The 21832-nt window shown below is 35.0% G+C and carries 24 protein-coding genes and 1 pseudogene; 18 read left to right on the top strand and 7 right to left on the bottom strand.

Going from position 1 to position 21832, the window contains the following annotated elements; translation table 11 throughout:
* Nucleotides 1-12 precede the first annotated feature (12 nt).
* The 3 genes from ACZZZA_RS04885 to fabG all read left to right on the top strand — a co-directional run bounded on the left by ACZZZA_RS04885 (nt 13) and on the right by fabG (nt 3036).
* Nucleotides 13-1515, top strand: a complete 1503-nt coding sequence (locus ACZZZA_RS04885; RefSeq protein WP_463430075.1) for a hypothetical protein — start codon at nt 13-15, stop codon at nt 1513-1515.
* Nucleotides 1516-1517: 2 nt separating this feature from the next.
* Complete coding sequence (rsmI, locus tag ACZZZA_RS04890) at nt 1518-2195, top strand: 16S rRNA (cytidine(1402)-2'-O)-methyltransferase (protein WP_463430076.1); 678 nt, start codon at nt 1518-1520, stop codon at nt 2193-2195.
* Between the two features lie 97 nt (nt 2196-2292).
* Nucleotides 2293-3036, top strand: a complete 744-nt coding sequence (gene fabG, locus ACZZZA_RS04895) for a 3-oxoacyl-[acyl-carrier-protein] reductase (RefSeq protein ID WP_463430077.1) — start codon at nt 2293-2295, stop codon at nt 3034-3036.
* A 65-nt stretch (nt 3037-3101) separates the two neighbouring features.
* On the opposite strand, the gene ACZZZA_RS04900 is transcribed toward fabG, so the two are convergent.
* Complete coding sequence (locus ACZZZA_RS04900; RefSeq protein ID WP_463430078.1) at nt 3102-4142, bottom strand: GMP reductase; 1041 nt, start codon at nt 4140-4142, stop codon at nt 3102-3104.
* 70 nt (nt 4143-4212) lie between these two features.
* Here ACZZZA_RS04900 and ACZZZA_RS04905 point away from each other — a divergent pair, with 70 nt between their 5' ends.
* Genes ACZZZA_RS04905 through ACZZZA_RS04920 form a run of 4 tightly spaced genes read left to right on the top strand, consistent with a single transcriptional unit; the run spans nt 4213 to nt 7057 of the window.
* Nucleotides 4213-4977: a prolipoprotein diacylglyceryl transferase gene (locus ACZZZA_RS04905; RefSeq protein WP_463430079.1), complete on the top strand. Its 765-nt coding sequence runs from the start codon at nt 4213-4215 to the stop codon at nt 4975-4977.
* Nucleotides 4974-5207: a hypothetical protein gene (locus ACZZZA_RS04910; RefSeq protein WP_463430080.1), complete on the top strand. Its 234-nt coding sequence runs from the start codon at nt 4974-4976 to the stop codon at nt 5205-5207. Before ACZZZA_RS04905 ends, ACZZZA_RS04910 begins: the two co-directional genes overlap by 4 nt.
* Nucleotides 5208-5217: 10 nt before the next feature.
* Nucleotides 5218-6621 (top strand): radical SAM protein, encoded by a 1404-nt coding sequence (locus ACZZZA_RS04915; RefSeq protein ID WP_463430081.1) that lies wholly within the window; start codon nt 5218-5220, stop codon nt 6619-6621.
* A gap of 16 nt (nt 6622-6637) precedes the next feature.
* Nucleotides 6638-7057 (top strand): hypothetical protein, encoded by a 420-nt coding sequence (locus tag ACZZZA_RS04920; protein WP_463430082.1) that lies wholly within the window; start codon nt 6638-6640, stop codon nt 7055-7057.
* Nucleotides 7058-7134: 77 nt separating this feature from the next.
* On the opposite strand, the pseudogene surE reads toward ACZZZA_RS04920, so the two are convergent.
* Nucleotides 7135-7906, bottom strand: a pseudogene (gene surE, locus ACZZZA_RS04925) (5'/3'-nucleotidase SurE).
* 203 nt (nt 7907-8109) lie between these two features.
* Between surE and ACZZZA_RS04930 the strand changes: the two are divergent.
* Nucleotides 8110-9405, top strand: a complete 1296-nt coding sequence (locus tag ACZZZA_RS04930) for a S41 family peptidase (protein WP_463430083.1) — start codon at nt 8110-8112, stop codon at nt 9403-9405.
* 17 nt (nt 9406-9422) lie between these two features.
* Complete coding sequence (locus ACZZZA_RS04935; RefSeq protein WP_463433738.1) at nt 9423-10184, top strand: carboxy terminal-processing peptidase; 762 nt, start codon at nt 9423-9425, stop codon at nt 10182-10184.
* A 66-nt stretch (nt 10185-10250) separates the two neighbouring features.
* Here ACZZZA_RS04935 and ACZZZA_RS04940 read toward each other — a convergent pair whose 3' ends face one another.
* Nucleotides 10251-10754 (bottom strand): superoxide dismutase family protein, encoded by a 504-nt coding sequence (locus ACZZZA_RS04940; RefSeq protein WP_463430084.1) that lies wholly within the window; start codon nt 10752-10754, stop codon nt 10251-10253.
* A gap of 112 nt (nt 10755-10866) precedes the next feature.
* Between ACZZZA_RS04940 and ACZZZA_RS04945 the strand changes: the two genes are divergently transcribed.
* The 7 genes from ACZZZA_RS04945 (at nt 10867) to ACZZZA_RS04975 (ending at nt 17080) form a co-directional block, all read left to right on the top strand.
* Entirely contained in the window at nt 10867-13098 is a 2232-nt protein-coding gene (locus ACZZZA_RS04945; RefSeq protein WP_463430085.1) for a TonB-dependent receptor, read from the top strand.
* Nucleotides 13099-13135: 37 nt separating this feature from the next.
* Nucleotides 13136-13786: a hypothetical protein gene (locus ACZZZA_RS04950; protein ID WP_463430086.1), complete on the top strand. Its 651-nt coding sequence runs from the start codon at nt 13136-13138 to the stop codon at nt 13784-13786.
* Nucleotides 13787-13917: 131 nt separating this feature from the next.
* Nucleotides 13918-15243 carry a 2TM domain-containing protein gene (locus ACZZZA_RS04955; protein WP_463430087.1) on the top strand — a complete coding sequence of 442 codons (1326 nt, stop codon included), beginning with the start codon at nt 13918-13920 and terminating at the stop codon, nt 15241-15243.
* On the top strand, nt 15230-15529 hold the full coding sequence (locus ACZZZA_RS04960; RefSeq protein WP_463430088.1) for a 2TM domain-containing protein: 300 nt from the start codon (nt 15230-15232) through the stop codon (nt 15527-15529). The genes ACZZZA_RS04955 and ACZZZA_RS04960 overlap by 14 nt, the downstream gene beginning before the upstream one ends.
* A 163-nt stretch (nt 15530-15692) precedes the next feature.
* Nucleotides 15693-15989, top strand: coding sequence for a 2TM domain-containing protein (locus ACZZZA_RS04965; RefSeq protein WP_463430089.1), 297 nt, complete (start codon nt 15693-15695; stop codon nt 15987-15989).
* 25 nt (nt 15990-16014) lie between these two features.
* Nucleotides 16015-16293: a 2TM domain-containing protein gene (locus ACZZZA_RS04970; RefSeq protein ID WP_463430090.1), complete on the top strand. Its 279-nt coding sequence runs from the start codon at nt 16015-16017 to the stop codon at nt 16291-16293.
* Between the two features lie 43 nt (nt 16294-16336).
* Nucleotides 16337-17080, top strand: a complete 744-nt coding sequence (locus ACZZZA_RS04975; protein WP_463430091.1) for a LytR/AlgR family response regulator transcription factor — start codon at nt 16337-16339, stop codon at nt 17078-17080.
* A gap of 85 nt (nt 17081-17165) precedes the next feature.
* On the opposite strand, the gene ACZZZA_RS04980 is transcribed toward ACZZZA_RS04975, so the two are convergent.
* A complete protein-coding gene (locus ACZZZA_RS04980) occupies nt 17166-18026 on the bottom strand; it encodes a hypothetical protein (protein ID WP_463430092.1) in 861 nt (286 codons plus the stop codon).
* A gap of 147 nt (nt 18027-18173) precedes the next feature.
* Here ACZZZA_RS04980 and ACZZZA_RS04985 point away from each other — a divergent pair, with 147 nt between their 5' ends.
* Complete coding sequence (locus ACZZZA_RS04985; protein ID WP_463430093.1) at nt 18174-18920, top strand: glycine-rich domain-containing protein; 747 nt, start codon at nt 18174-18176, stop codon at nt 18918-18920.
* Between the two features lie 438 nt (nt 18921-19358).
* Here the strand turns inward: ACZZZA_RS04985 and ACZZZA_RS04990 are convergent, their stop codons facing one another.
* From ACZZZA_RS04990 to ACZZZA_RS05000, 3 genes are all read right to left on the bottom strand, one after another.
* Entirely contained in the window at nt 19359-19565 is a 207-nt protein-coding gene (locus ACZZZA_RS04990) for a hypothetical protein (RefSeq protein WP_463430094.1), read from the bottom strand.
* A gap of 134 nt (nt 19566-19699) precedes the next feature.
* Nucleotides 19700-20470 carry an SDR family oxidoreductase gene (locus ACZZZA_RS04995; protein WP_463430095.1) on the bottom strand — a complete coding sequence of 257 codons (771 nt, stop codon included), beginning with the start codon at nt 20468-20470 and terminating at the stop codon, nt 19700-19702.
* 18 nt (nt 20471-20488) lie between these two features.
* A complete protein-coding gene (locus ACZZZA_RS05000; RefSeq protein WP_463430096.1) occupies nt 20489-21244 on the bottom strand; it encodes an SDR family NAD(P)-dependent oxidoreductase in 756 nt (251 codons plus the stop codon).
* A gap of 119 nt (nt 21245-21363) precedes the next feature.
* On the opposite strand from ACZZZA_RS05000, the gene ACZZZA_RS05005 reads away from it, so the two are divergent.
* Nucleotides 21364-21774, top strand: coding sequence for a winged helix-turn-helix transcriptional regulator (locus tag ACZZZA_RS05005; protein WP_463430097.1), 411 nt, complete (start codon nt 21364-21366; stop codon nt 21772-21774).
* Nucleotides 21775-21832 lie beyond the last annotated feature (58 nt).

Below are 21832 nucleotides of genomic sequence, written 5' to 3' on the forward strand. Positions count from 1 at the left end.
TAAGATTCTTCTATGCAGAACATCCAAGATTTACAGGAAAAGATTTTTTTTGAATCTAAGAATATCATCGGTATTTTAAGCAAAATAAACGATGTTGACGAACTACTTTCTAAGCAAAATCTTATGGATGAGCTTGCAGACAGAATTTCTTTTTTAAAACTGTTGAAATCGAAAGTTGAATATTACGAAAATGACAATTTACAGTTTTCACAAACTCCATCAAGTTTTTTATTAACTGAAACCACAACTGAATCTCAGGATTTTTCTCATGAGGTGACGGAAGAAGAAGCCATTTTTAACAATGAGCTGAATGAAATTGGAGAGAGCGAAAATAATCTGCGCCATGAGGTAACGGAAGAGGAGGCTATTTTTAATAATCAATTGAATGAGATTGTTGAAAATGAGTTTCATGAGAATATGGTAAATCTTGCAGAAGAAGAGAAAATTATTGAAAATTCGGAAAACGTAGAAGAAACTGAAGGTCAACAAGATTTGAACATCGAAAATTCTGATTTTGACAGTCAGCTTGATGAAATTGAAGAAGAAACAAGTGAAGATGTTTCTAAAGTTTTAAGTTTTGTGGATGAAGAGAGGATTCTTGAAAATTCTGTTCCTGAAGATGAGGACGACATTGATGAAGAAATATTTGATCAAAAAGTTACCGAAGAAGAAGCTATTTTTAATTATCAGTTAAACGAAATTGAAGAGTTTGAAAACGAAATTTCTGATGAAAGTGTTTCAGATCTGTTCGAGGAGGAAGAGCAAATTCAGAAAAATCATGAAGAAGTTTCATCCAATATAAATCCGTCGGATGAAATTCCGAATATGTTTGAATCGGAAGTACCAACTGATGATATTTTGATTGAAGAATCTGAAAATGAATCACCTGCGAACGATTTTGAATTTAATGAAGACGAAATCATCACCGAAAATTCAAATGTAGAAAATATTTTAACGGAAATTAAAAAAGATTCTGAAGCAAGTGATGATGAAATTCTGGTCGAAAAAGAAACATCTGACCGGAGAAAAATTGTAGAAATCGACAAACCCACCTTTCAATCTGAAAAACATGCCTCAGATGAAAGTTTTGAAAATCTGGAAGCTTATCAGCAGGAGAAAAAAATAAGACTGGCAAATATAAAAGGTCTGAAGACAATTCAGACTTTGTTTGATGATGATCCTTTAGCAAGAGAAATCCCTCAGGAAAAACCCACATCTGTTGGGAAAGAAGATTCAGGAAGTCTTTTAAAGACAAATATTCCTACCCATTTCATGGAAGCGGAAAAGCAAAAACCTGAGTTCAGATTGGATCTGAATGACAGAATGGCTTTTACCAAATTGCTTTTCGGAGGAAGCCAGACAGACCTTAACCAGGCCGTTTCTGAATTGAACAGATGCAGAACTTTGGAAGAAGCAAAAGAATATCTGAGCGAACTCTACTATGACAGAAAATGGAATAAAGTAGATGAATATGCCCAAAGACTTTGGATATTGGTAGAAAATAAATTCTTATAATTTTGAGCGGAATCCTATATTTTGTTCCCACACCCGTCGGGAATTTAGAAGACATGACTTTCAGAGCGATTAAAATGCTGAAAGAGGTCGATTATATTTTGTGTGAAGACACACGAACTTCCGGGGTGCTTTTGAAGCATTACGAAATTTCAAAACCTTTAAAATCATATCATTTACACAACGAGCATACTGCGACAGAAAAAGTGATTGCAGATCTTCAAAGCGGTCAGAATATCGCTATTATTACAGACGCAGGAACTCCTGGGATTTCAGATCCCGGTTATTTACTGGCAAAAGCGGGTTCGGATAATAATATTGAAATGATCTGCCTTCCTGGTGCGACAGCTCTCATTCCGGCTTTAGTGGTTTCAGGATTGCCGAATAACGAATTTTTATTTGCCGGTTTTCTCCCTCCAAAAAAAGGAAGACAGACGAAACTGAAACAGTTGGCTGAAGAGAAAAAAACGATTGTTTTGTATGAAAGCCCGCATAAGATCAATACAACCTTGGAGCAGATCAAAGAATTCTTCGGAGAAGAAACGAGAGCAAGTTTAAGCCGGGAAATTTCAAAAAAATTCGAAGAAACAAAACGAGGTACCATTGATGAATTAATTGAGTTTTCAAAAAGCAAAACTTTAAAAGGTGAGATTGTGTTGATTGTAAATAATTCGGTAAAATAAGTGGTTTTGGAATGACTAAAATGATATTATTTTGAGATTAATAATATCTTTGCGACAAGAAAAAACTGATCAAATTTAAATAACAACTATCATATATATGAAACTATTAGAAGGAAAAGTAGCATTAATTACCGGAGCTACAAGAGGAATTGGGAAGGGTATTGCGGAAATTTTTGCTCAACAGGGAGCGAAAGTGGCATTTACTTATGCAGGTTCTGTAGAAAAAGCAAAAGAATTAGAAACTGCTTTGAGTTCTATAACTCAGATTAAAGGATATCAGTCTGATGCATCAGATTACGACGCTGCACAGAAATTGGTAGAAGAAGTAATGGCTGAATTTGGTAAAATTGATATTTTGGTGAACAATGCCGGAATTACAAAAGATAATCTGTTGATGAGAATGTCAAAAGACGATTGGGACACGATTATCAAGGTCAATTTAGATTCTGTATTCAACCTTACAAAAGCGGTTATTAAGCCAATGATGAAGGCAAAATCTGGCTCTATCATTAATATGACTTCTGTAGTTGGGGTAAAAGGTAATGCAGGACAGGCAAATTATGCCGCTTCAAAAGCAGGAGTTATTGGTTTCACAAAATCTGTTGCACTAGAATTGGGTTCAAGAAACATCCGTTGCAACGCAATTGCGCCAGGATTCATTGAAACTGAAATGACGGCTGCTTTAGACGAAAAAACAGTTCAAAACTGGAGAGACGGAATTCCTTTAAAAAGAGGCGGACAACCGGAAGACGTTGCCAATGCATGCGTTTTCTTCGGAAGCGAAATGTCTTCTTATATTTCCGGGCAGGTTCTGAATGTAGACGGCGGAATGCTTACTTAATGAGAAAGATTTAATCTTAAAAATATAATCCCTTTCATCCAATTGATAAAAGGGATTTTTTATCATTAGTCGTTAAAAACCTGGTTTTCCTGCTCCTGAACTCTTATGAAGGTCGTCCTTTTTGATAGCTCTTTCAATGTCGAAGCACCAACGTAAGTGCAGGTTGAGCGTACACCACCCAAAATATCCTTTACGGTTTCAGAGACGCTTCCTTTGTATTTTATTTTTACAGTTTTGCCTTCGGAAGCTCGGTATTCAGCAACTCCTCCGGAATGTTTATCCATTGCGGTTTTAGAGCTCATTCCGTAGAAAAGTTTAAATTTTTTGCCATTTTCTTCAATCATTTCACCACCACTTTCATCGTGCCCGGCAAACATTCCGCCAAGCATGACAAAATCTGCCCCGCCGCCAAACGCTTTGGCGACATCTCCCGGAACTTTGCAGCCACCGTCTGCAATGATGTGACCTTTCAAGCCATGTGCAGCGTCAGAACATTCAATAATTGCGGAAAGTTGGGGGTAACCAACTCCGGTTTTCACTCTTGTGGTACAAACGGAACCAGGACCAATTCCTACTTTGATGATGTCTGCGCCAACCAAAAGAAGTTCTTCTACCATTTCTCCTGTTACCACATTTCCGGCAATAATAATTTTGTCTGGAAAATTTTCTCTGGCCTTCTTTACAAATTGTACAAAATGTTCAGAATAACCATTCGCTACATCAATACATAAAAACTCGATTTGTGGATGCTTGTCGAGAATTAGTTTAATTTTTTCTTCATCAGCTTTTCCGGTTCCTGTACTCAGAGCGATGTACTTATGAATGCTTATGTCTTGATTTTCAATGAATTCAGACCATTCTTCTACAGTGTAATGTTTGTGTACAGCGGTGATTATTTTATCTTTAGCCAATTCTACAGCCATTTCAAAAGTTCCCACCGTATCCATATTGGCAGCGATAATGGGAGTACCTTTCCATTTTTTCTGAGTGTGGAGAAAAGTAAACTCTCTTTCCAGATCAACTTCTGAGCGGGATTTTAAAGTAGAGCGTTTTGGTCTGAACATCACATCTTTAAAACCTAGTTTTATATCATTTTCTATTCTCATTTAACTATTTTATTTTGTTATTTATAAATTAAAATTAATAATTTACTTTAAATATACTACTTTTGAAATCATGGATTTTCCTCTTACTTTTCAGATTTTTGGCAAAACAGTTTTGGCGCACCCTGTGTTTGAAACCCTGGGAATATTTATTGCTATGCGCTATTATTTCTTTCTAAAAAGAAAGTCACAGGAAAAAATGTCATTCAATACCTCAGCTGCAATTCTGATAGGTGCAACGGCTGGAGCTTTGATTGGCTCAAAACTCATCGGAAATCTTGAAAACCCACATGTTTTATTTGATGATTTTAGCTTTAAAAGATTCTGGACCAATAATACCATCGTTGGCGGATTGGCTTTTGGATTAATAGGTGTTGAATTAGCCAAGAAAATTGTGGGTCATAAAGAAAGCACAGGAGATTTAATTGTTTTTCCTTTAATTTTAGCCATCATAATCGGCAGAATTGGATGTTTTCTCACCGGAGTTCATGAAGAAACGTATGGGTTGCCAACAACTTCAATTTTCGGAATGTATCTTGGCGATCAATATCTAAGGCATCCTGTTGCGCTGTATGAAATTGCCTTTCTGCTTTTTCTTTGGATTGAACTGAAGATGATTGCAAAAAAAGACAAATATGCATCAGGTTTTCTGTTTCAGTTGTTTATGCTCAGTTATTTCAGCTTTAGACTCCTTTTAGATTTTATTAAACCTAAAATTGAGATTATAGGAAATTTTGGAACCATTCAGATAGTATGTTTGGTGGTAATTATTTATTACATTTATAAAATTAAAATCAGTAAAAGTTTAAAAGACACACCAAAAATAAATATAATATGAAAAATCTGACCCTTTTGGAAGTTGGTGGATTAGAAGGTTTAGTTGCTGTGATTATTTTGATGATTCTCGCTGTTGCTTTCGTTGTTTCCTCGTTATTCACAGTTTTTGTAAAGCTGATTTACGAGAGTAAAAATGGCAGAAAATTTTCCAGAAAGCAATTTTGGCTCACAGTGTTGATTTCGATGTTAGTTTGTGGGTTGATAAGCGGAGTTGTCTGCGGAGGAATGTAAATTATAAATTATGCCAGTAAGAAATTATACCTATTACGATTATACGATCAGCCTTTGTCCGGAATGCCTGAAAAGAGTAGGAGCGAAGATCATCATTGAAGATGAAGCGGTTTTTATGACCAAAAGATGTCCGGATCATGGTTTTTTTAAGACGATGATTGCATCAGATGTTCAATATTATAAAAATATAAGAAACTATAATAAAGCTTCTGAAATGCCTGTTCATTTTGGAACTGATGTGGAGTACGGCTGTCCGTACGATTGCGGTTTGTGTGTAGATCATGAGCAGCACAGCTGTCTTTCGATTGTTGAGGTTACCGATCGATGTAATCTGACCTGTCCTACCTGTTATGCGATGTCGTCACCACATTACGGAAGTCACAGAAGTTTGGAACAGATTGAAGCGATGTTTGATACCATTGTTAAAAATGAAGGGCAACCAGATGTTGTGCAGATCAGTGGCGGCGAACCAACGATTCATCCTGAGTTTTTTAAAATCATGGATATTGCTAAGTCAAAGCCGATCAAACATTTGATGCTCAACACCAACGGAATCAGAATTGCCAATGATCCCGGTTTTGCAGAAAAACTTGCAACGTATGCTCCGGAATTTGAGATTTATCTTCAGTTTGATTCATTTAAACCAGAAGTTTTAGAAGATTTCCGGGGAAAAGACCTCACAAATGTCCGTATGAAAGCTTTGGAAAAATTAAATGAATTAAATCTTTCTACAACGCTTGTAATCGTTCTTCAAAAAGGAAAAAATATAGACGAAATTGGAAAACTAATTGATTTTGCTTTAAAACAAAAATGCGTCCGTGGAATTACCTTTCAACCTGTTGAGGTAGCGGGAAGAAACAGGGAAGACTCTGCACATGAAAAAATTACATTAACGGAAGTGCGACAGGAAATTTTAAACCAGTTTCCGCTTCTGAATGGTGATGATATTATTCCTGTTCCTTGTAATCCGGATTCTTTGGCGATGGGTTATATTCTGAAGCTGGAAGGGGAAACTATACCTTTAACGAGATATATTAACCCTGCCGATTTATTGAATAATGAAACCAAAAACACGATTGTTTACGAACAGGATGCCGGTTTGCAGATGCAGCTTCTGGATATTTTCAGCACCGGAATTTCTGTTGATCAGGTACAGCCAAAGGTAAATCAGTTATTGTGTTGTCTGCCGGAAGTTTCGGCTCCCAATTTAGATTATGACAATCTTTTTAGAATAATTATCATGAATTTTATGGATGCGCATGATTTTGACGTTCGCGCCGTCAAAAAATCCTGTGTTCATATCGTAAATAAAGATTTAAAAATGATCCCGTTTGAGACGATGAATTTATTTTACAGAGATGATAAAATTAAATATCTAGAGGAATTGAGGAAAGAGGATAAGGTTTTGTTTTAAAAACTGATCTCATGAAATGTTTTTATTATTCTGTTATAATTTTATTTCATGTAAATCACGTTTCGAAAATCTTAAATTAACAAATATTCCAAATATTTGTGGAGAGGATTCAATTAAAATTCTTTATAATAAAACGAAAAGCGATGTTACCTACAATGAATTTTCGTTTGTTTTTCGTTCAGGTATAAAAGATACGGTTCAGGTTAAATACGAAAACCAAATTGTAAAATATTATATTGATAATGAATTGAATATGGATCATAATATCAAATATTTCAAATTTAAATCAAATAAACCTGATTTTGTGAAAGTTACAATTGGATATAGGAATTATTGTTTTACAGTTAATAACAAGTATTATTTTTACGATTTTATCAAAAGAGAAAACGAATTGGAAATTTATGCAGATGAATTTAGAAATAGAACTTTTGAATAAAAGAAATTTCCCGCAGATTTGCACAGATTTTTATGCTCAATCATCTGTGACGATCTGCGGAATCTGTGGGATATTATTTAATCAAACTTCATCACCTCATTCAGCGTATTCATATACTCATACGCCGTCATATCAAATTTTACAGGAACGATAGAAATATATCCGTTTGCCAAAGCCGTTTCGTCAGCATCTTCAGATTCATCCATATTGTTGAAATATCCGGTCAGCCAATAATATTTTTTACCATGCGGATTGATTCTTTCGTCAAAACTTTCTTCCCATTTTGCATTAGCCTGCTTACAAACTTTTACGCCTTTTATTTCTTCAGTTGTCAGTTTAGGTATGTTTACATTCAGAACAACACCTTTAGGCATCGGGTTTTCTAATGTTCTTTTTACAATTTCCTGAATATATTTTTTAGCATGAGTAAAATCTGCCTCCCAACTGAAATCCTGAAGCGAAAAACCAATTGCCGGAAGACCTTCCACACCGGCTTCTACAGCAGCAGACATGGTTCCTGAATAAATAACATTAATCGATGAGTTTGCTCCGTGGTTAATTCCCGAAACCACAATATCCGGTCTTTCTTGTCAGTATTTTATCAAGAGCCATTTTCACACAGTCTACAGGCGTTCCGCTGCAAGAAAAATCTGTTTGCGGTCCTTCCAGTTTTACTTCCTCAAAACTTAAAGTTGAATTGATGGTAATTGCGTGTCCTTTTCCGCTTTGTGGTGAATTGGGAGCAACAACGATCACTTCTCCGATCTCGTTCATAAACTCTACAAGGTTTCTGATTCCTGGTGCAGTAATCCCATCATCATTGGTTACCAGAATAAGTGGTCTTTCCATAAAAGTTTTAAATTTTAACAAAATTACTCAAAACTATTCGATATTAATAAATAAGGTATTAAATTTGATAGTTTGTAACAGAAATTTAATTATTACTACTAATCAAAATACTTTTTTAAAAATTTAATAAAATACATTGCAGATTTATGTGGAAAAATTTTAAACTAAATAAATTTTTACTCCTTATTCCGTTAACAAGTCTTATGTTTTGTTTCAACTCGCCGAAAAATGACGATGAGAAAATGCAGACGATAATGGTGAGCGTTAAAAACACACTTTCATATTTACATTACAGCCCAAAACCTATCAATGATGCTTACTCAAAAGATGTTTACAAGCATTATTTTGAAATGATTGATCCAGGAAAACGATATTTCCTGCAGTCTGATATGACAGAATTTGGCAAGCATGAAACCAGGCTTGACGATTATCTGAATGTGGGTGATCTTGTTTTTTATAAATTGACAGTTGACAGATTATACCAAAGAGTTGATGAGATTGATAAGATTACTCAGGAGATTTTCAGCAAGCCGATCAACTTGGAAGAAGATGAAACGCTGACTTTAGAATCAAAGATTAAAAACGTTCCTGCTGATAAAAAGGAGCAATATAACGAGTGGAAAAAATTCATCAAATACAATATTCTTCAGGAAATTGAATCGATGAACAGCAAAGAAGAAGCTCAAAAGGAAAAGAAAGATTCTGTTCAAAAATTTAAGCTTCAGGATACCATTAAACTTGAGATTCTATCTCCTCAGCAAAAGCTTACAAAAGCTACTGATGAAGTAAAAGACCTGGTAAAAGAAACTTTCACAAGATTCAAGAAAAGAAAAAAAATGGATTGGTTTACGGTGTACATGAATTCTTACACGGAAGTTTTCGATCCGCATACTAATTATTATTCTCCAAAAGATAAAGAAGATTTTGATACTCAGTTTAAAGGGAAAGTAATCGGCATTGGTGCAATTATTCAGGAGAAAAAAGGAAATCTTTACCTGGGAGCTTTGACGATTGGTGCACCTGCATGGAAATCAAAGAAACTTTCTGAAGGAGATAAAATTCTGAAAGTAAGATCAAAACCGAATGAAGATCACGTGAATGTAGTAGGAATGCTTTCTGATGAAGCCGTAAGGTTAATCAGAGGTGAAAAAGGAACTCCTGTTACCATGACCGTTCAGAAAAAAGATAAAACAATTGTTGAGGTTACGATGATTCGTGAGGAAGTAGCGATTGAAGATACCTTTGCAAGAAGTATAATTGTAAATTCTCCGAATGGTAAAAAATACGGGATCATTAATCTACCAAGCTTCAACGCAGATTTTGAGGATGAAAAAGGAAGAAATGCTTCTGACGACATCAAAAATGAAATCGTAAAATTGAAAGCTCAGGGAATTGAAGGGATTGTTTTGGATCTAAGAAATAACGGTGGAGGTTCATTAACTGAAGTTGGTGACATCATGGGACTTTTCATGAATGCACTGAACCTTACGTTCAGGTAAAAGACGGAAACGGAAAAATTCAGACTTTAAAAAACAAACAGGAAACTCCGATTTGGACCTGCCCTTTGGTAATTATGCAAAACGAACTTTCGGCTTCAGCATCTGAAATTTTAGCCGGTGCAATGCAGGATTACGGAAGAGCAATCATCGTTGGTTCACCACAATCTTTCGGTAAAGGAACAGTACAGACATTTGTTGATTTGAATAGATTTCTGAATACTGAAGATGATTTCGGATCGTTAAAACTGACGATTCAGAAATTTTACAGAATCAGCGGAGAGTCTAACCAAAGAAAAGGAATCGTTTCAGATGTCAGAATGGAAGATTTCTTTACCTATGCAGAAGTGGGTGAGAGATACGATGAATTTGCTTTAGCTTGGGACAAAATTCCTAGTTCAAACTATCAGAAATTGAGCTACTTCGATGTGAAAGCATTAGAAAAATCCAGCAACGACAGAATGGCAAAAAACTCAAACTATCAGTTATTGCTAGAATCAGCAAAATGGAGAGAGAAATTAGATAAAGAAGAAACCATCACTTTGAATATCAATAAATTCAACGAACTGATGAAGCAGAGAAAAGCACAGATCGAGAAATTCAAGGCATTAACCAAATTTGAAAACGGTCTTAAATTCTCAATGTATCCTTCAGAAATTGAAAGAGAGAAAAAAGACGAAGCATTCAAGAAAAAGTCTGAAATGTGGATCAAAAATCTAAAGAAAGACACTTATCTTCAGGAAGCGATGAACATCATTGCCGAAATGAAAGCTAAAGTTTAAAATAACAAATATTAAAAAGAGCGGCGCTAATCGAAGATTAGCGCCGCTCTTTTTTGCAATAAAATTTTATTTAATCTCTACACACCCAACTCTTTCGCCTGCATTTCCTGTAGGCTGTGTTTGATAATCGTCTTTTCCGGCATGGATGATCAAACCTTTACCCATAATATTTTTGGCTTCTTCCGGACAATCCAAACACCATTTATCAGTTTTAAAAGTCAATTTTGCCTTCCCTTCATGATCAGCAACGAGATTCCCAATATCACCCATGTGAAAGTGTGCATTTCCCCATTTTCCGTGGTCAGATTTTGATGGATTCCAGTGTCCACCCGCAGATTCTGCAGTTGGTGATGAGCAATCTCCCTTTTCATGAATGTGTACAGCGTGAATTCCGGGAGTAAGATGGGTCACATTCAGATTCAAAACGACATCATTGCCTTTTTGAGTAAATTCTGCAGTTCCTTCTGTTTTGGTTCCGCTTTTTGATGAAATATTATAGGTTTTAATTGAACTGCAGGACGCAGCCAATAAAGTACAGCCCGTCAACAATGTTAATGTTTTTAGTTTCATAGATAATATTTTAGGAGTTTAGTTCCTGTTCAGTACAAAAATATGACCATTCAGTATAAAAAATGATGAGGTTTAAACAAGGTGGTTTAATTTTGAGGTCAAACTACAAGACATGAATACCATTCTTAGGAGAATCTTATTTCTCGTTTCTTTTTTCTCATTTATTCTAAGCTTTTCTCAGACAAAAATTACAGGAAAAGTCACTTTTAAGAACAAAGGCGTTAGTGAAATCAATGTGACCTTAAAAGACACTTATGATGGTGCAACAACAAATTCAGAGGGATATTTTTCTTTTGAAACTTCAGAAAAAGGAAATCATATATTGTCTTTTGTTCACCCAAAGTACAGTGAGATTGAAAAACCGATTCTGATAGAAGATAAAGATCTATCGATCAATGCAGAATTAAAAGAGCAGATTAATGAGATTGATGCCGTAGTGGTTTCTGCAGGATCAATTGAAGCCAGCGACAAAAAAAGAGCAACCGCTCTGCTGAGTCCGATAGATATTTATACGACTGCCGGAGCAGATGGGCAAATATCTTCAGCTCTAAATTTTCTTCCCGGTGTACAGAAAGTAGGAGAAACAGAAGGGCTTTTCGTTCGCGGTGGAACAGGTTCCGAAACTAAGATTTTTATGGACGGAAGTTTGATCAATAATTATTTCTCCAATTCAGTACCCGGGATTGCAGGAAGAGACCGCTTCAATACCTCTCTCTTTAAAGGGAATGTCTTTTCTAGCGGCGGATATTCTGCTTTGTACGGGCAGGCTCTTTCCGGAGCTTTACTGTTGGAAAGTGTAGACCTTCCAGATCAGAGTTCTTATGATTTTGGGGTGTCACCGATATTTTTGAGCGGAAGTTTCCAGAAATTAAGTGATGACAAAAACTATTCTTATGGTGCAACTGCCGGATATTCTATGCTTGGCCTGATGCAGAATGTTTTTAATTTCAACACAAATTTCATCGATGCTCCACAAGGTTTCAACGGAGATGCCAATTTTAGATTAAAAACAAAATCAGGCGGATTTTTCAAATATTACGGAATGTACGACAGCAATAAAATGGGTGTGAAAACCGAAAGTTTGGAACCTGACTATGATTTCGCTTTAATAAGATTAAAAGGAAAAAATACGTATCATAATATATCTTTCAGGCAGAAATTCGGAAAATATCTCCTGAATGCAGGAACGTCTTATTCTTATAATCAGTCAGATTTGAATTTCTCAACAGAAAATAATGAGGTTGAATCTGGAAAAACACAGCTACTGAATAACGGAAATTATATAAACTTTAAAGCAGTTGTCGACAGAAAAATCAACAGAATAAGTGCTTTGCGAGGCGGTTTTGAATTCAACAACACAAGCGAACAACTGAATTTTGGAGAAGTTAATAAGAGTTATAAAGATCTTATCTCTGCAGCATTTGTAGAAACAGATTTGGGATTCAGCAATCATCTGTCTGCAAAAATTGGAGTAAGAGCAGAAAACTCATCGTATCTGAATAAGAATAATATAGCACCCCGTTTTGCTTTAGCCTATCGCTTTGCTAAAGACTGGACGACCTCTTTCGCTTACGGATTATTCTATCAAAATCCTGAAAGTAAATATATAAACTCATCTGCAAAATTGGGCTTCCAGCAGTCACAACATTTTATTTTTCAGGTTCAGAGATCTACAGAAGGAAGAAGTCTGAGATTGGAAGCATTTTATAAAAAATATGATGATTTGATAAAAACCCAGAATATAATACCGGATGCTGATCAGAACCAACAGGTTCAGGCTGCTTTCAATAATAATGGAAATGGTTTTGCGAAAGGTGTAGAATTGTTCTGGAGAGATAAAAAAACGTTTGAAAATATTGATTACTGGATCAGTTATTCCTTTCTAGATTCTAAAAGAGATTTTCTGAATTATCCTGTGAGTTTAAAACCTAATTTCGCAGCAGAACACACCTTTTCTGCAGTCGCAAAAAGATTTTTCCCAGATTGGAAAACCGGAATCAATCTTTCCTACACGTATGCAAAAGGTCGACCGTATTATGATATTATTACCCAAGATAATAGAAACATTATACGGAATGAAGGAAGGCTGAAAGACTACAATGCATTAAATATAAGCATCAATTATCTTCCCAATCTTGGAAAAAAAGAGGCAAAAGCGTTTACTATTTTTGTTCTAAGCGTATCGAATGTTTTAGGAACAAAAAATGTTTACGGATATAATTTCTCGCAAGACGGATCAAGAAGTTCATCTGTTGTTCCGCCGGTTAATACTTTTGTTTTTGTCGGAATGTTTATCAGCTTCGGAGTAGACAAAACTCAAGATGCGATTAATAACAATCTTTAATAATTTAACAATAAATAATAATATAAAATTTAAAATCATGAAAAAACATCTTTTAAGCTTTGCTTTAGTTTTGGTGAGTTTAGTATCATTTGCTCAGAACAGTTATGAAAAAATAATGACTGAAAAAATCGCTAAAATCGAGAACTGTAAAACCGCTGAAGAATTCCAGACTCTTGCTAACGATTTTCAGAGAATTGCCGACAAAGAAAAAGGGAAGTGGCAGCCGAATTATTATACTGCATTTTCGTACATCCAAAAAGGAAGATTGCTCATGAGGGAAGGCAAAACCCAAGGTTTGGACGAAATAGCAGATCAGGCGCAGAAATTTGTAGATGGCGCAGAAAATGCCGATAAAAACAATTCTGAAATACATCTTTTGCAAAAAATGATTTATTCGTTAAAAATGATGGTCAATCCTCAGGAGAGATACATGACTTTCGGGATGAAAGCTCAGGAAGAATTGAATACTGCTGAAAAATTAAATCCAAACAACCCAAGAGTCATTCTGATCAAAGCAGAAGATATCTACTTCACACCAGAACAATACGGAGGAAGTAAAACAAAAGGTATTGAGCTTTTTAAACTCGCATTAGACAAATACAATTCTTTTCAGCCAAAAACTACGCTAGATCCTAATTGGGGTAAGTCTGAAGCGGAATATTTTATTAAATCAGACCAAGGAAAATAATTAGAAATATTTGAGCCTTCCTAAATTATTATGGAAGGCTTTTCCGGCTCAGGAATTAAAACGCACCACTCGGCAATAAATAATTTTTGCTGAAAATATTTGAATTACTTTTGAATCAGAAAAACTGAACAATGAAACGTAAAGATTTTATCATATTACTGTGGATCTCGCTGGGAACTTCGATTTTCTTCTTTTTTGCTCTCACCAATGATAAAACGATTGAGAACTTCTTAATTACGATACTCATTTCTGCGATGTATTCTTTTCTTTTAGGTGCGGGAAATGGCTTAATCAATGATTTTTTAAACAAGAAATTTCCCTGGTCTGAAGCAACTACAAAAAGAGCGGTCATCAGTATTATTTCTATACTCATTGCCAATACCATTTTGGTGTATTTCTGTAATTACATGAATTTTGTGGTTTTTCAGAAAGCAGTTTCTCCACAGGAATATTTTTCGGGCAAATATAATTTTATCAACTGGTTTACGATCAATATTGCATTGTTGATCTCCGCTTTTCTGCACGCAAAAGGATTTATGGAAGAACTGAAGAAAACTTCCAAAAAAGAAGTGGTAGAGCAGAAACTCATTGCCAAATCTGCGAATGCACAGTTTGAAAGTTTAAAAAATCAGCTCGATCCTCATTTTCTTTTTAATTCGTTAAATGTTTTGAGCTCATTAATTGAGGAAAACCCACATCAGGCGCAGAAATTCACTGCTTCTATGTCAAAGATTTACCGCTATGTTCTTGAACAGAAAGATAAAGAATTGGTTACCATAGAAGACGAAATAGAATTTGCAAAAACGTACTGCGATTTACTCAAAACAAGGTTTGAGAACAGTGTCAATTTTATTTTTGACATCAATAAAGATGATTTGCAGAAATTCGTGGTTCCTCTTTCACTGCAATTGCTGTTAGAAAACTGCATCAAACATAATTTGGCAACATCATCAAGACCTTTATTGATAAAAATTTTCACCGAAGGAGATGTGTTGTGCATCGAAAACAATCTGCAAATTCGTGAGCAGATCAAAGAAAGTGCAGGAATTGGCTTGGCAAATATCGTACAGCGGTATTCTCTGCTTACGGAGAGAAATGTTTTTATAGAAAAATCTGAAGATTATTTTAAAGTAAAGCTTCCTGTGCTTAATGATAAATCCAATGTTGTTGCCCATTTAATGGAGGAAGATAATCATGCGTACGACAGAGCAAAGAAAAGGATGAAAGAAATAAAAAGTTTTTACGGAAATCTTATTTCTTATTGTATAATTATTCCTTTTCTGATTGTTTTAAATTTAATTACATCTCCCAAAAACCTTTGGTTTTATTGGCCAATGCTGGGTTGGGGAATTGGTATTGCAGCGCACGGAATGGGAACTTTTGCAGTGGGAAAAAATTGGGAAGAGAGAAAAATAAGAGAAATTTTAGAAAAACAAGATAAAAATGGAAGATTATAACAAACGCCACATCCGTTATCGTGAGGCGGAAAGAAAAGTGAAAAAAATTAAAGGATTTTATACGCATGCTATGGTGTATTTTTTCGTCAATATTTTTATTGTTGGTGCAAAAGCTCTTGATTTGGATCCGGGAGAAAAGTACTGGGAATGGGATTTGTTGAAGCTTCCTCTTTTGTGGGGGATTGGTCTGGCTGCACACGGATTGAGTGTTTTCTTACCAGCAATGATATTCGGCAGCGACTGGGAAGAAAAGAAAATAAAAGAACTAATGGATAAAAATAAATAAGAATTCAGCTTAAATTAAATTCCCACTTCGTCAGAGTCGGGATTTTGCTGTTCAGTACACAAAACCTACCGTTCGGTCATATAAAGTTGAAGTGAATCTGTTTTCTGACCTAAATTTGACTCAGGAAAAACAAATAAATATCAATTTTAAAAAAATCATTATCATGGAAAATCAAACATTCAACAAAGAAAATTCAGCGTACGAAAAAGCAGCTAAAAGAGTAAAAGATCTGAAAGGATTTTACGGAAATCTGACTTCGTATTGCTTGGTCATTCCGTTTTTATTGATTCTGAATCTGTTGACTTCACCGGAACGTTTGTGGTTTTACTGGCCAATGTTAGGTTGGGGATTGGGGATTGCAATACACGCAATCGGAACTTTCGGAATTGGTAAGGACTGGGAAGAGAAAAAAATAAAAGAATTGATGGAACAGGAAAAGAAAAATTCAAAAACATTTTAATTTATAACCTTAAAAACTTACCCATATGAATTACAACAATGCACAACAAAGAGTAAAAGAACTGAAATCATTTTATAAAAACTGCTTATGGTTTGCGATTGTAGCGGCAATCATATTCACAAGAAGATTGGTTAAGAGTGGAGATTGGTCTCAGTCTATTTTTAGCGGATCAGTTATTTTAATGGTTTGGGCAATCATTTTGACGGTAAAAGCAGTGAAATTATTTCTCAACACCGAATGGGAAAACAGGGTTTTGGAAGAAGAACTTGGTAAAGAGAAAAAGCCAATTAATTTTCAGAACTAAAAAGATTTTATTTACTTTTATTTTCAGCTAAAAACCAAACTCAATGATTAGAACGGTCATCATAGAAGACGAAAAACCAGCAGCAAGAAAATTGGAAAGAATGTTGGCTCTTTTCCCTGAATTACAATTGGTTGCGAACCTAGAATCTGTGGAAGATGCTGTACATTGGTTCTCTGAAAATGAACATCCGCAACTTATTTTCTCAGATATTGTTTTAGGTGACGGGCTTTCTTTTGATATTTTTGAGAAAATTTCTACAAAAGCTTTTATCATTTACACAACTGCTTTTGACCAATATACTTTAAAAGCCTTCAAACTAAACAGTATTGATTATCTTCTGAAACCAATCATGGATGAAGATTTAACCGGAGCAATTGAAAAATTTAAATCATTTCTGCCTTCTGATCAATCTGTCAACTCGCAGGAAATCAAGCAGCTTATTAAAAAGGAAAAAAGCATTTTATCAAGAGTTTTGGTAAAAATAGGATACAACTTAAAAATTGTTCAGACACATGAAGTAAGCTGTTTTTTCAGTGAAAATAAAATTGTTTATCTCCAGACACAGGAACGATCTTATCCTTCAGATTTCACTTTGGATGAGCTTGAGGATGTTCTGGATGACAAGAAATTTTTCAGAGTAAATCGACAATTTATCATCAATTCAGATTATATCAAAAACATTCATACTTCCCCAAACTACAAAATTGAAATGGAATTTCAGCCGCAGGAAGCAATTACGATAAGCCGTGACCGAGTGAAAGATTTCAAAGATTGGCTAGTAAGCTAGCGTAGAGGAAAGAAAAATAGAAAAAAAGGAATACTTCTTGGCTTCAAAAAATAAATTTCAAATTCCGAAACCAGGAAACCATCAACTATCTGTAATCTATTCGGTTGGCTTCTGTGTCTTCAAGCTGTTTTATAATTGATTTGGGTATCTCATCGCTGTCAATCGGAAAACTGATAGAATCTGGAATATAGTTTTTTCTGTCTGCTTTTTGGAAGATCTCGAACAAAGCAATCGGTTCCTGATTAAAACTGATACAAGTACTTATAAAATGCAATTCGTGAAGCTTATACTCCGGATTTTTCAGCTTTTCTTTGATGTCTTTTATTCTTGAAATAAAATGACGTTGTCGTATAAACGTATTGCTGTTCATAATGATAAAAATATAATCTGAGTACGCAGTCACTTTACCAAAATACTTGTGACGATCACCACCGCTTCTTTCAACGAAATATTCACCGGTGGTTTCAGATTTATAAATTTCTGTTGCAGAACGCCAAATTCGGTCTTCTTTTGTTTGTAAAGGGTTCTCCGGAAGATTTCTGTTGTAAGAGTACCAGCAACCGACCAGTTTGTCAAGCAATTCCGTATTCTGTTTCACATTGTACATATCAATTTTCAGATCATTAAAATTAAAGGCTTCCATATTTGAATTGATGAAATCGATATAATTTGAATAACCTAAAACTTTGACAATCAGGCTTAATTTTGCCAGGTTTGGTTTGCTTAAAATTGAATTTTCGTTTTGATAATATTTCTTTAATTTATTGATAATGAGATGTTCATATAAATAATTTGAACCTAACAAAACGGGTTTTTTCCTGATGTTTTTTTCTTCACTTTCATTGATAATGAGTTCGTTAAGTTCTTCAACAATGTATGACCATTCGGTTTTTGAGACATCTTCCCAATGGTTTTTCTTTAAAAAATGCAGACTTAGGAAATTCATTAATTTTTCCAGATGCAAAATGTCTTTCTTTTTTCATTACTATATTTTAAGACTAATATAAGATTTTTTTGATGCTTAAAAATACTGCTGTAAGACTTTTATATTTTCAATCAATGCCATATTTGAATAGAAATAAAAGTTAAAACAATGGAAACAAAAATCTTATTACAAAATGATCCGCTTTGGAACAGACTTCAGAATTTTTCTCTGGACACTCCAAATGTTGATTTTCCTTTCTCAAAAAAATTAGCAAAAGAAGAAAACTGGAGTTCAAGTTTTACTCAAAAAGCTATTGAAGAGTATAAAAAGTTTGTTTATCTGTGTTGCACTTTGCCCAATGGAGCTTCGCCGAGTGATATCGTAGATAAAGTATGGCATATGCACCTGATGTACACTCAAAATTACTGGGAAGAATTCTGCCCTAATATTTTACAACAAAAATTACATCATCATCCTTCAAACGGTGGTTATGAAGAGAAAATAAAACATACAGACTGGTTTGATGATACGTTGACCAGTTATTATGAAGTTTTCAGAGTAAAAGCTCCGGACGATATTTGGTTAGATAAAAAAAGAAGGCCAAAAAGGAGATTATGGTTAAACGCCTTCAAAGTTTCATTTGTTCTTTCGGGAATCCTTATTTTAATTTCCTGTTCAGAACATGTGAGTGACTTTCTGACCAACCTACTTATAATAATTCCTTTACTATTTCTGGCAATATTTTTCCTCTCAAAAATTTTTAGCAAAAAGAATGATCCAAAAAATCACAATCAGCATGACGGCGGAGACAGTGGTTATGTTGGAGGTTGCGGAAGTGACCATTCATCAGGTGACAGCAGCTCTTGCGGAAGCAGTTGTGGCGGCGGCTGTGGTGGCTGTGGCGGCGGAGATTAACTTAGTTAAATAATATGAAAAAAATAATCACGCACACAATTCCGGTTTTGGTAAGTTTTGTATGGCTTATGATAAATCATGATAGTTTCAATCCGATTTCCTTGAGAGGACCTCACTTTTTAACATTTTACTTAATCCTAATTTTCGGATTCTACGCTTCAATTCTGATTTTAAAAGTATTCAGGGAAGACGTTTCTAAAACAACGTATTATTTTATGATTTCAATTTTCATTTTAGGAATTATAAAACTATTTCGGGGAATATTCTTAGGAAAACCTGTCCGGTTTTTAATACTGATTTTAATTTTAGAATTCATTGTTATATTGTTTATTAATCCGAATAACCTAAAGTTTAAATTGAAATAATAAAAGCAAATACTATTTCAAAAAATAACCCCGAAACAGAACGCTTCGGGCTTATCTATTTATCACTACATTTTTACTTTTCTTCTTTTTCATTGCTGGTTGTATATCCATATTTTTTACATGCAAAATAAGTAATTGCCAAAAGGATAAAGCTCAGAATAAGATGAGATTTTTCAGGATGAGCAATCGCCTGATAAAGGTTATATCCAAACACTGCGGAAACAATCGAAATTAAAATGTTGTTGGTGTAAGCGTACTGGTTTTTTAAAGAAGTTTTCATATTGATATTTTTTAATTGTTATTTACTGGGTAAGTATCACAATTCCAATTATGTTACAGAAAAAATAAAAGTCCGGAAAATTTATTTCCAGACTTTCTTATAAATGAATGCTTACATTTTTTGGTATCGAAAAACTATTTCATCAAACTGATATTCGTAAGACCTCCGTCAGCCAGAATTTCTGTTCCGACGATAAATGATGACTCGTCTGAGGCTAAAAATACCGCAGCATTTCCGATTTCAGAAGGCAAACCTTGTCTTCCGATTGGCGTGATGTCTCTCCAGATTTGTTTCACTTGTTCCAAGTGTTCTTCCGGCACCATTTTACCGAAAACCGGTGTGTCAATAGAGCCTGGCGAAAGTGCATTTACTCTAATTTTTCGGGGTAATAGATCTAGCGATAAACCTTTTGCCAATGAAATGACCGCTGCTTTCGCCGCCGCATAAATTGCCATTCCCGGCGCAGCCCGATGAGCTGCACTTGAGCCGATCAAGATCACTGAAGCTCCGTCGTTGAGGTAGGGAAGTGCTTTTTGTACAGTAAAATAGGAGCTTTTTAAATTTAATTCCATGTACTTATCGTAGCTTTCTTCGGTAACTTCGTCAATAGTTCCCATCGCAACGCCATCAACAACGCCTCCTGCATTCACAACCAATACATCAATTTTGCCAAATTTATCGAACGTCTGCTTAAAAGTATTTTCTAAATCTTCAAGATTGGTCACATCCCCTGCAATGCCTATAAATTCTTTGCCTAAAGCTTCTACCGAACTCTTTAGAGTACTCTCATTTCTTCCGGTAATTGCACCTACAGTGCCTTCATTTTTAAAAGCTTCAGCGATTCCAAATCCGATACCGCTGTTTCCGCCTGTAATGACGGCTACTTTATTCTTTAGTCTGTCCATTTTTTTAAATTTTAATAATTAAAAGCCATAAACTCCACCAGAAACGGCAATTTGTTCGCCCGTAATCCATCCTGCATCTTCAGAAGCAATAAATACGGCAACCTTTGCGATATCTTCTGGCTGTCCGGTACGTCCAAGTGGTGTGTTGGATACAAATTGAGCTTCGGCTTCGCTACCGATAAATCCGGCGCTGTGAGAACCTTCTGTTTCTACAATACCTGGCAAAATAGAATTGATGCGGATATTTCTGCCTGCAAATTCTTTTGAAAGCGCAACCGTAAATGCATCTAATGCAGTTTTCGTAGCAGAATATACCGATCCTGTTGGTAGCGGTGATCTGCTTGCTCCTGAACTGATATTGATGATGTTTCCGCCATTTTCGCCAAACATTTTCAAAGCTGACTGAATCGCAAAAATAGATCCTAAAACATTGATATTAAATTGTTGGTGAAATGTTTCTGCTGATACCTGTTCGATAGGCTCATAATTATAAATCCCGGCGTTATTTACCAAAATATCCAGTGTGCCAAAAGCTTTTTTCATTTCGTCAAAAAGTCTGATGACATCTTCTTGTTTTGAGACATCTCCCTGCAAGGCAATTGCAGTTCCTCCATTTTTCGTAATCTCGTTGATTACTTTGTCGGCATCTTCCTTACTTGATGCGTAGTTCACAATTACTTTTGCTCCTTCTGCGGCAAAATATTTTGCGATAGAGGCACCTATTCCTTTTGAAGCGCCTGTTACTACGGCTACTTTGTTTTTTAATCTGTCCATTGTTTTATATATTGTAAAATTCTGATACAAAATTATTACCTTTTAATTTATTTTGGTAACTTTGTAACGAAAAGTAACAGTAACAACGGAGTAACGTTGTAACATAAAAGTAACTACCTATGAGTTGTCAACCACGTAAAGAAGAACAGCATAAAAAAGAAATAATGGCTGTGCAGGATTCTATGGATGCATTGCACGGGAAATGGAAAATCTCTATCATATCTTCAATTTGTTATTACAATAAAAGGAGGTTTTCTGATATTCTGAACGATGTAGTCGGGATTTCAAACAAGATGCTGAGCAAAGAGCTGAAAGAATTGGAAATTAATAAACTGATTAAAAGAACAGTCTTGGATACCCAACCGATTACGGTGCAATACGAACTTACGGCACATGGTAAGTCCCTGCAGACCATCATCAATAATCTAAGAGATTGGGGAATAAAACACAGACAAGAAATTATTGGAAATGATTCGGAAATATTTAATCATACAGAATCCGACAATACTTTGCTTCCCAATAATGTTTAAGCTTTGCTATTTAAAATTTAAATTATAAAAAAGATAAACGAAAAAGACCTGTAAAAAG

The sequence above is a fragment of the Chryseobacterium sp. AC405b genome (assembly GCF_979258685.1).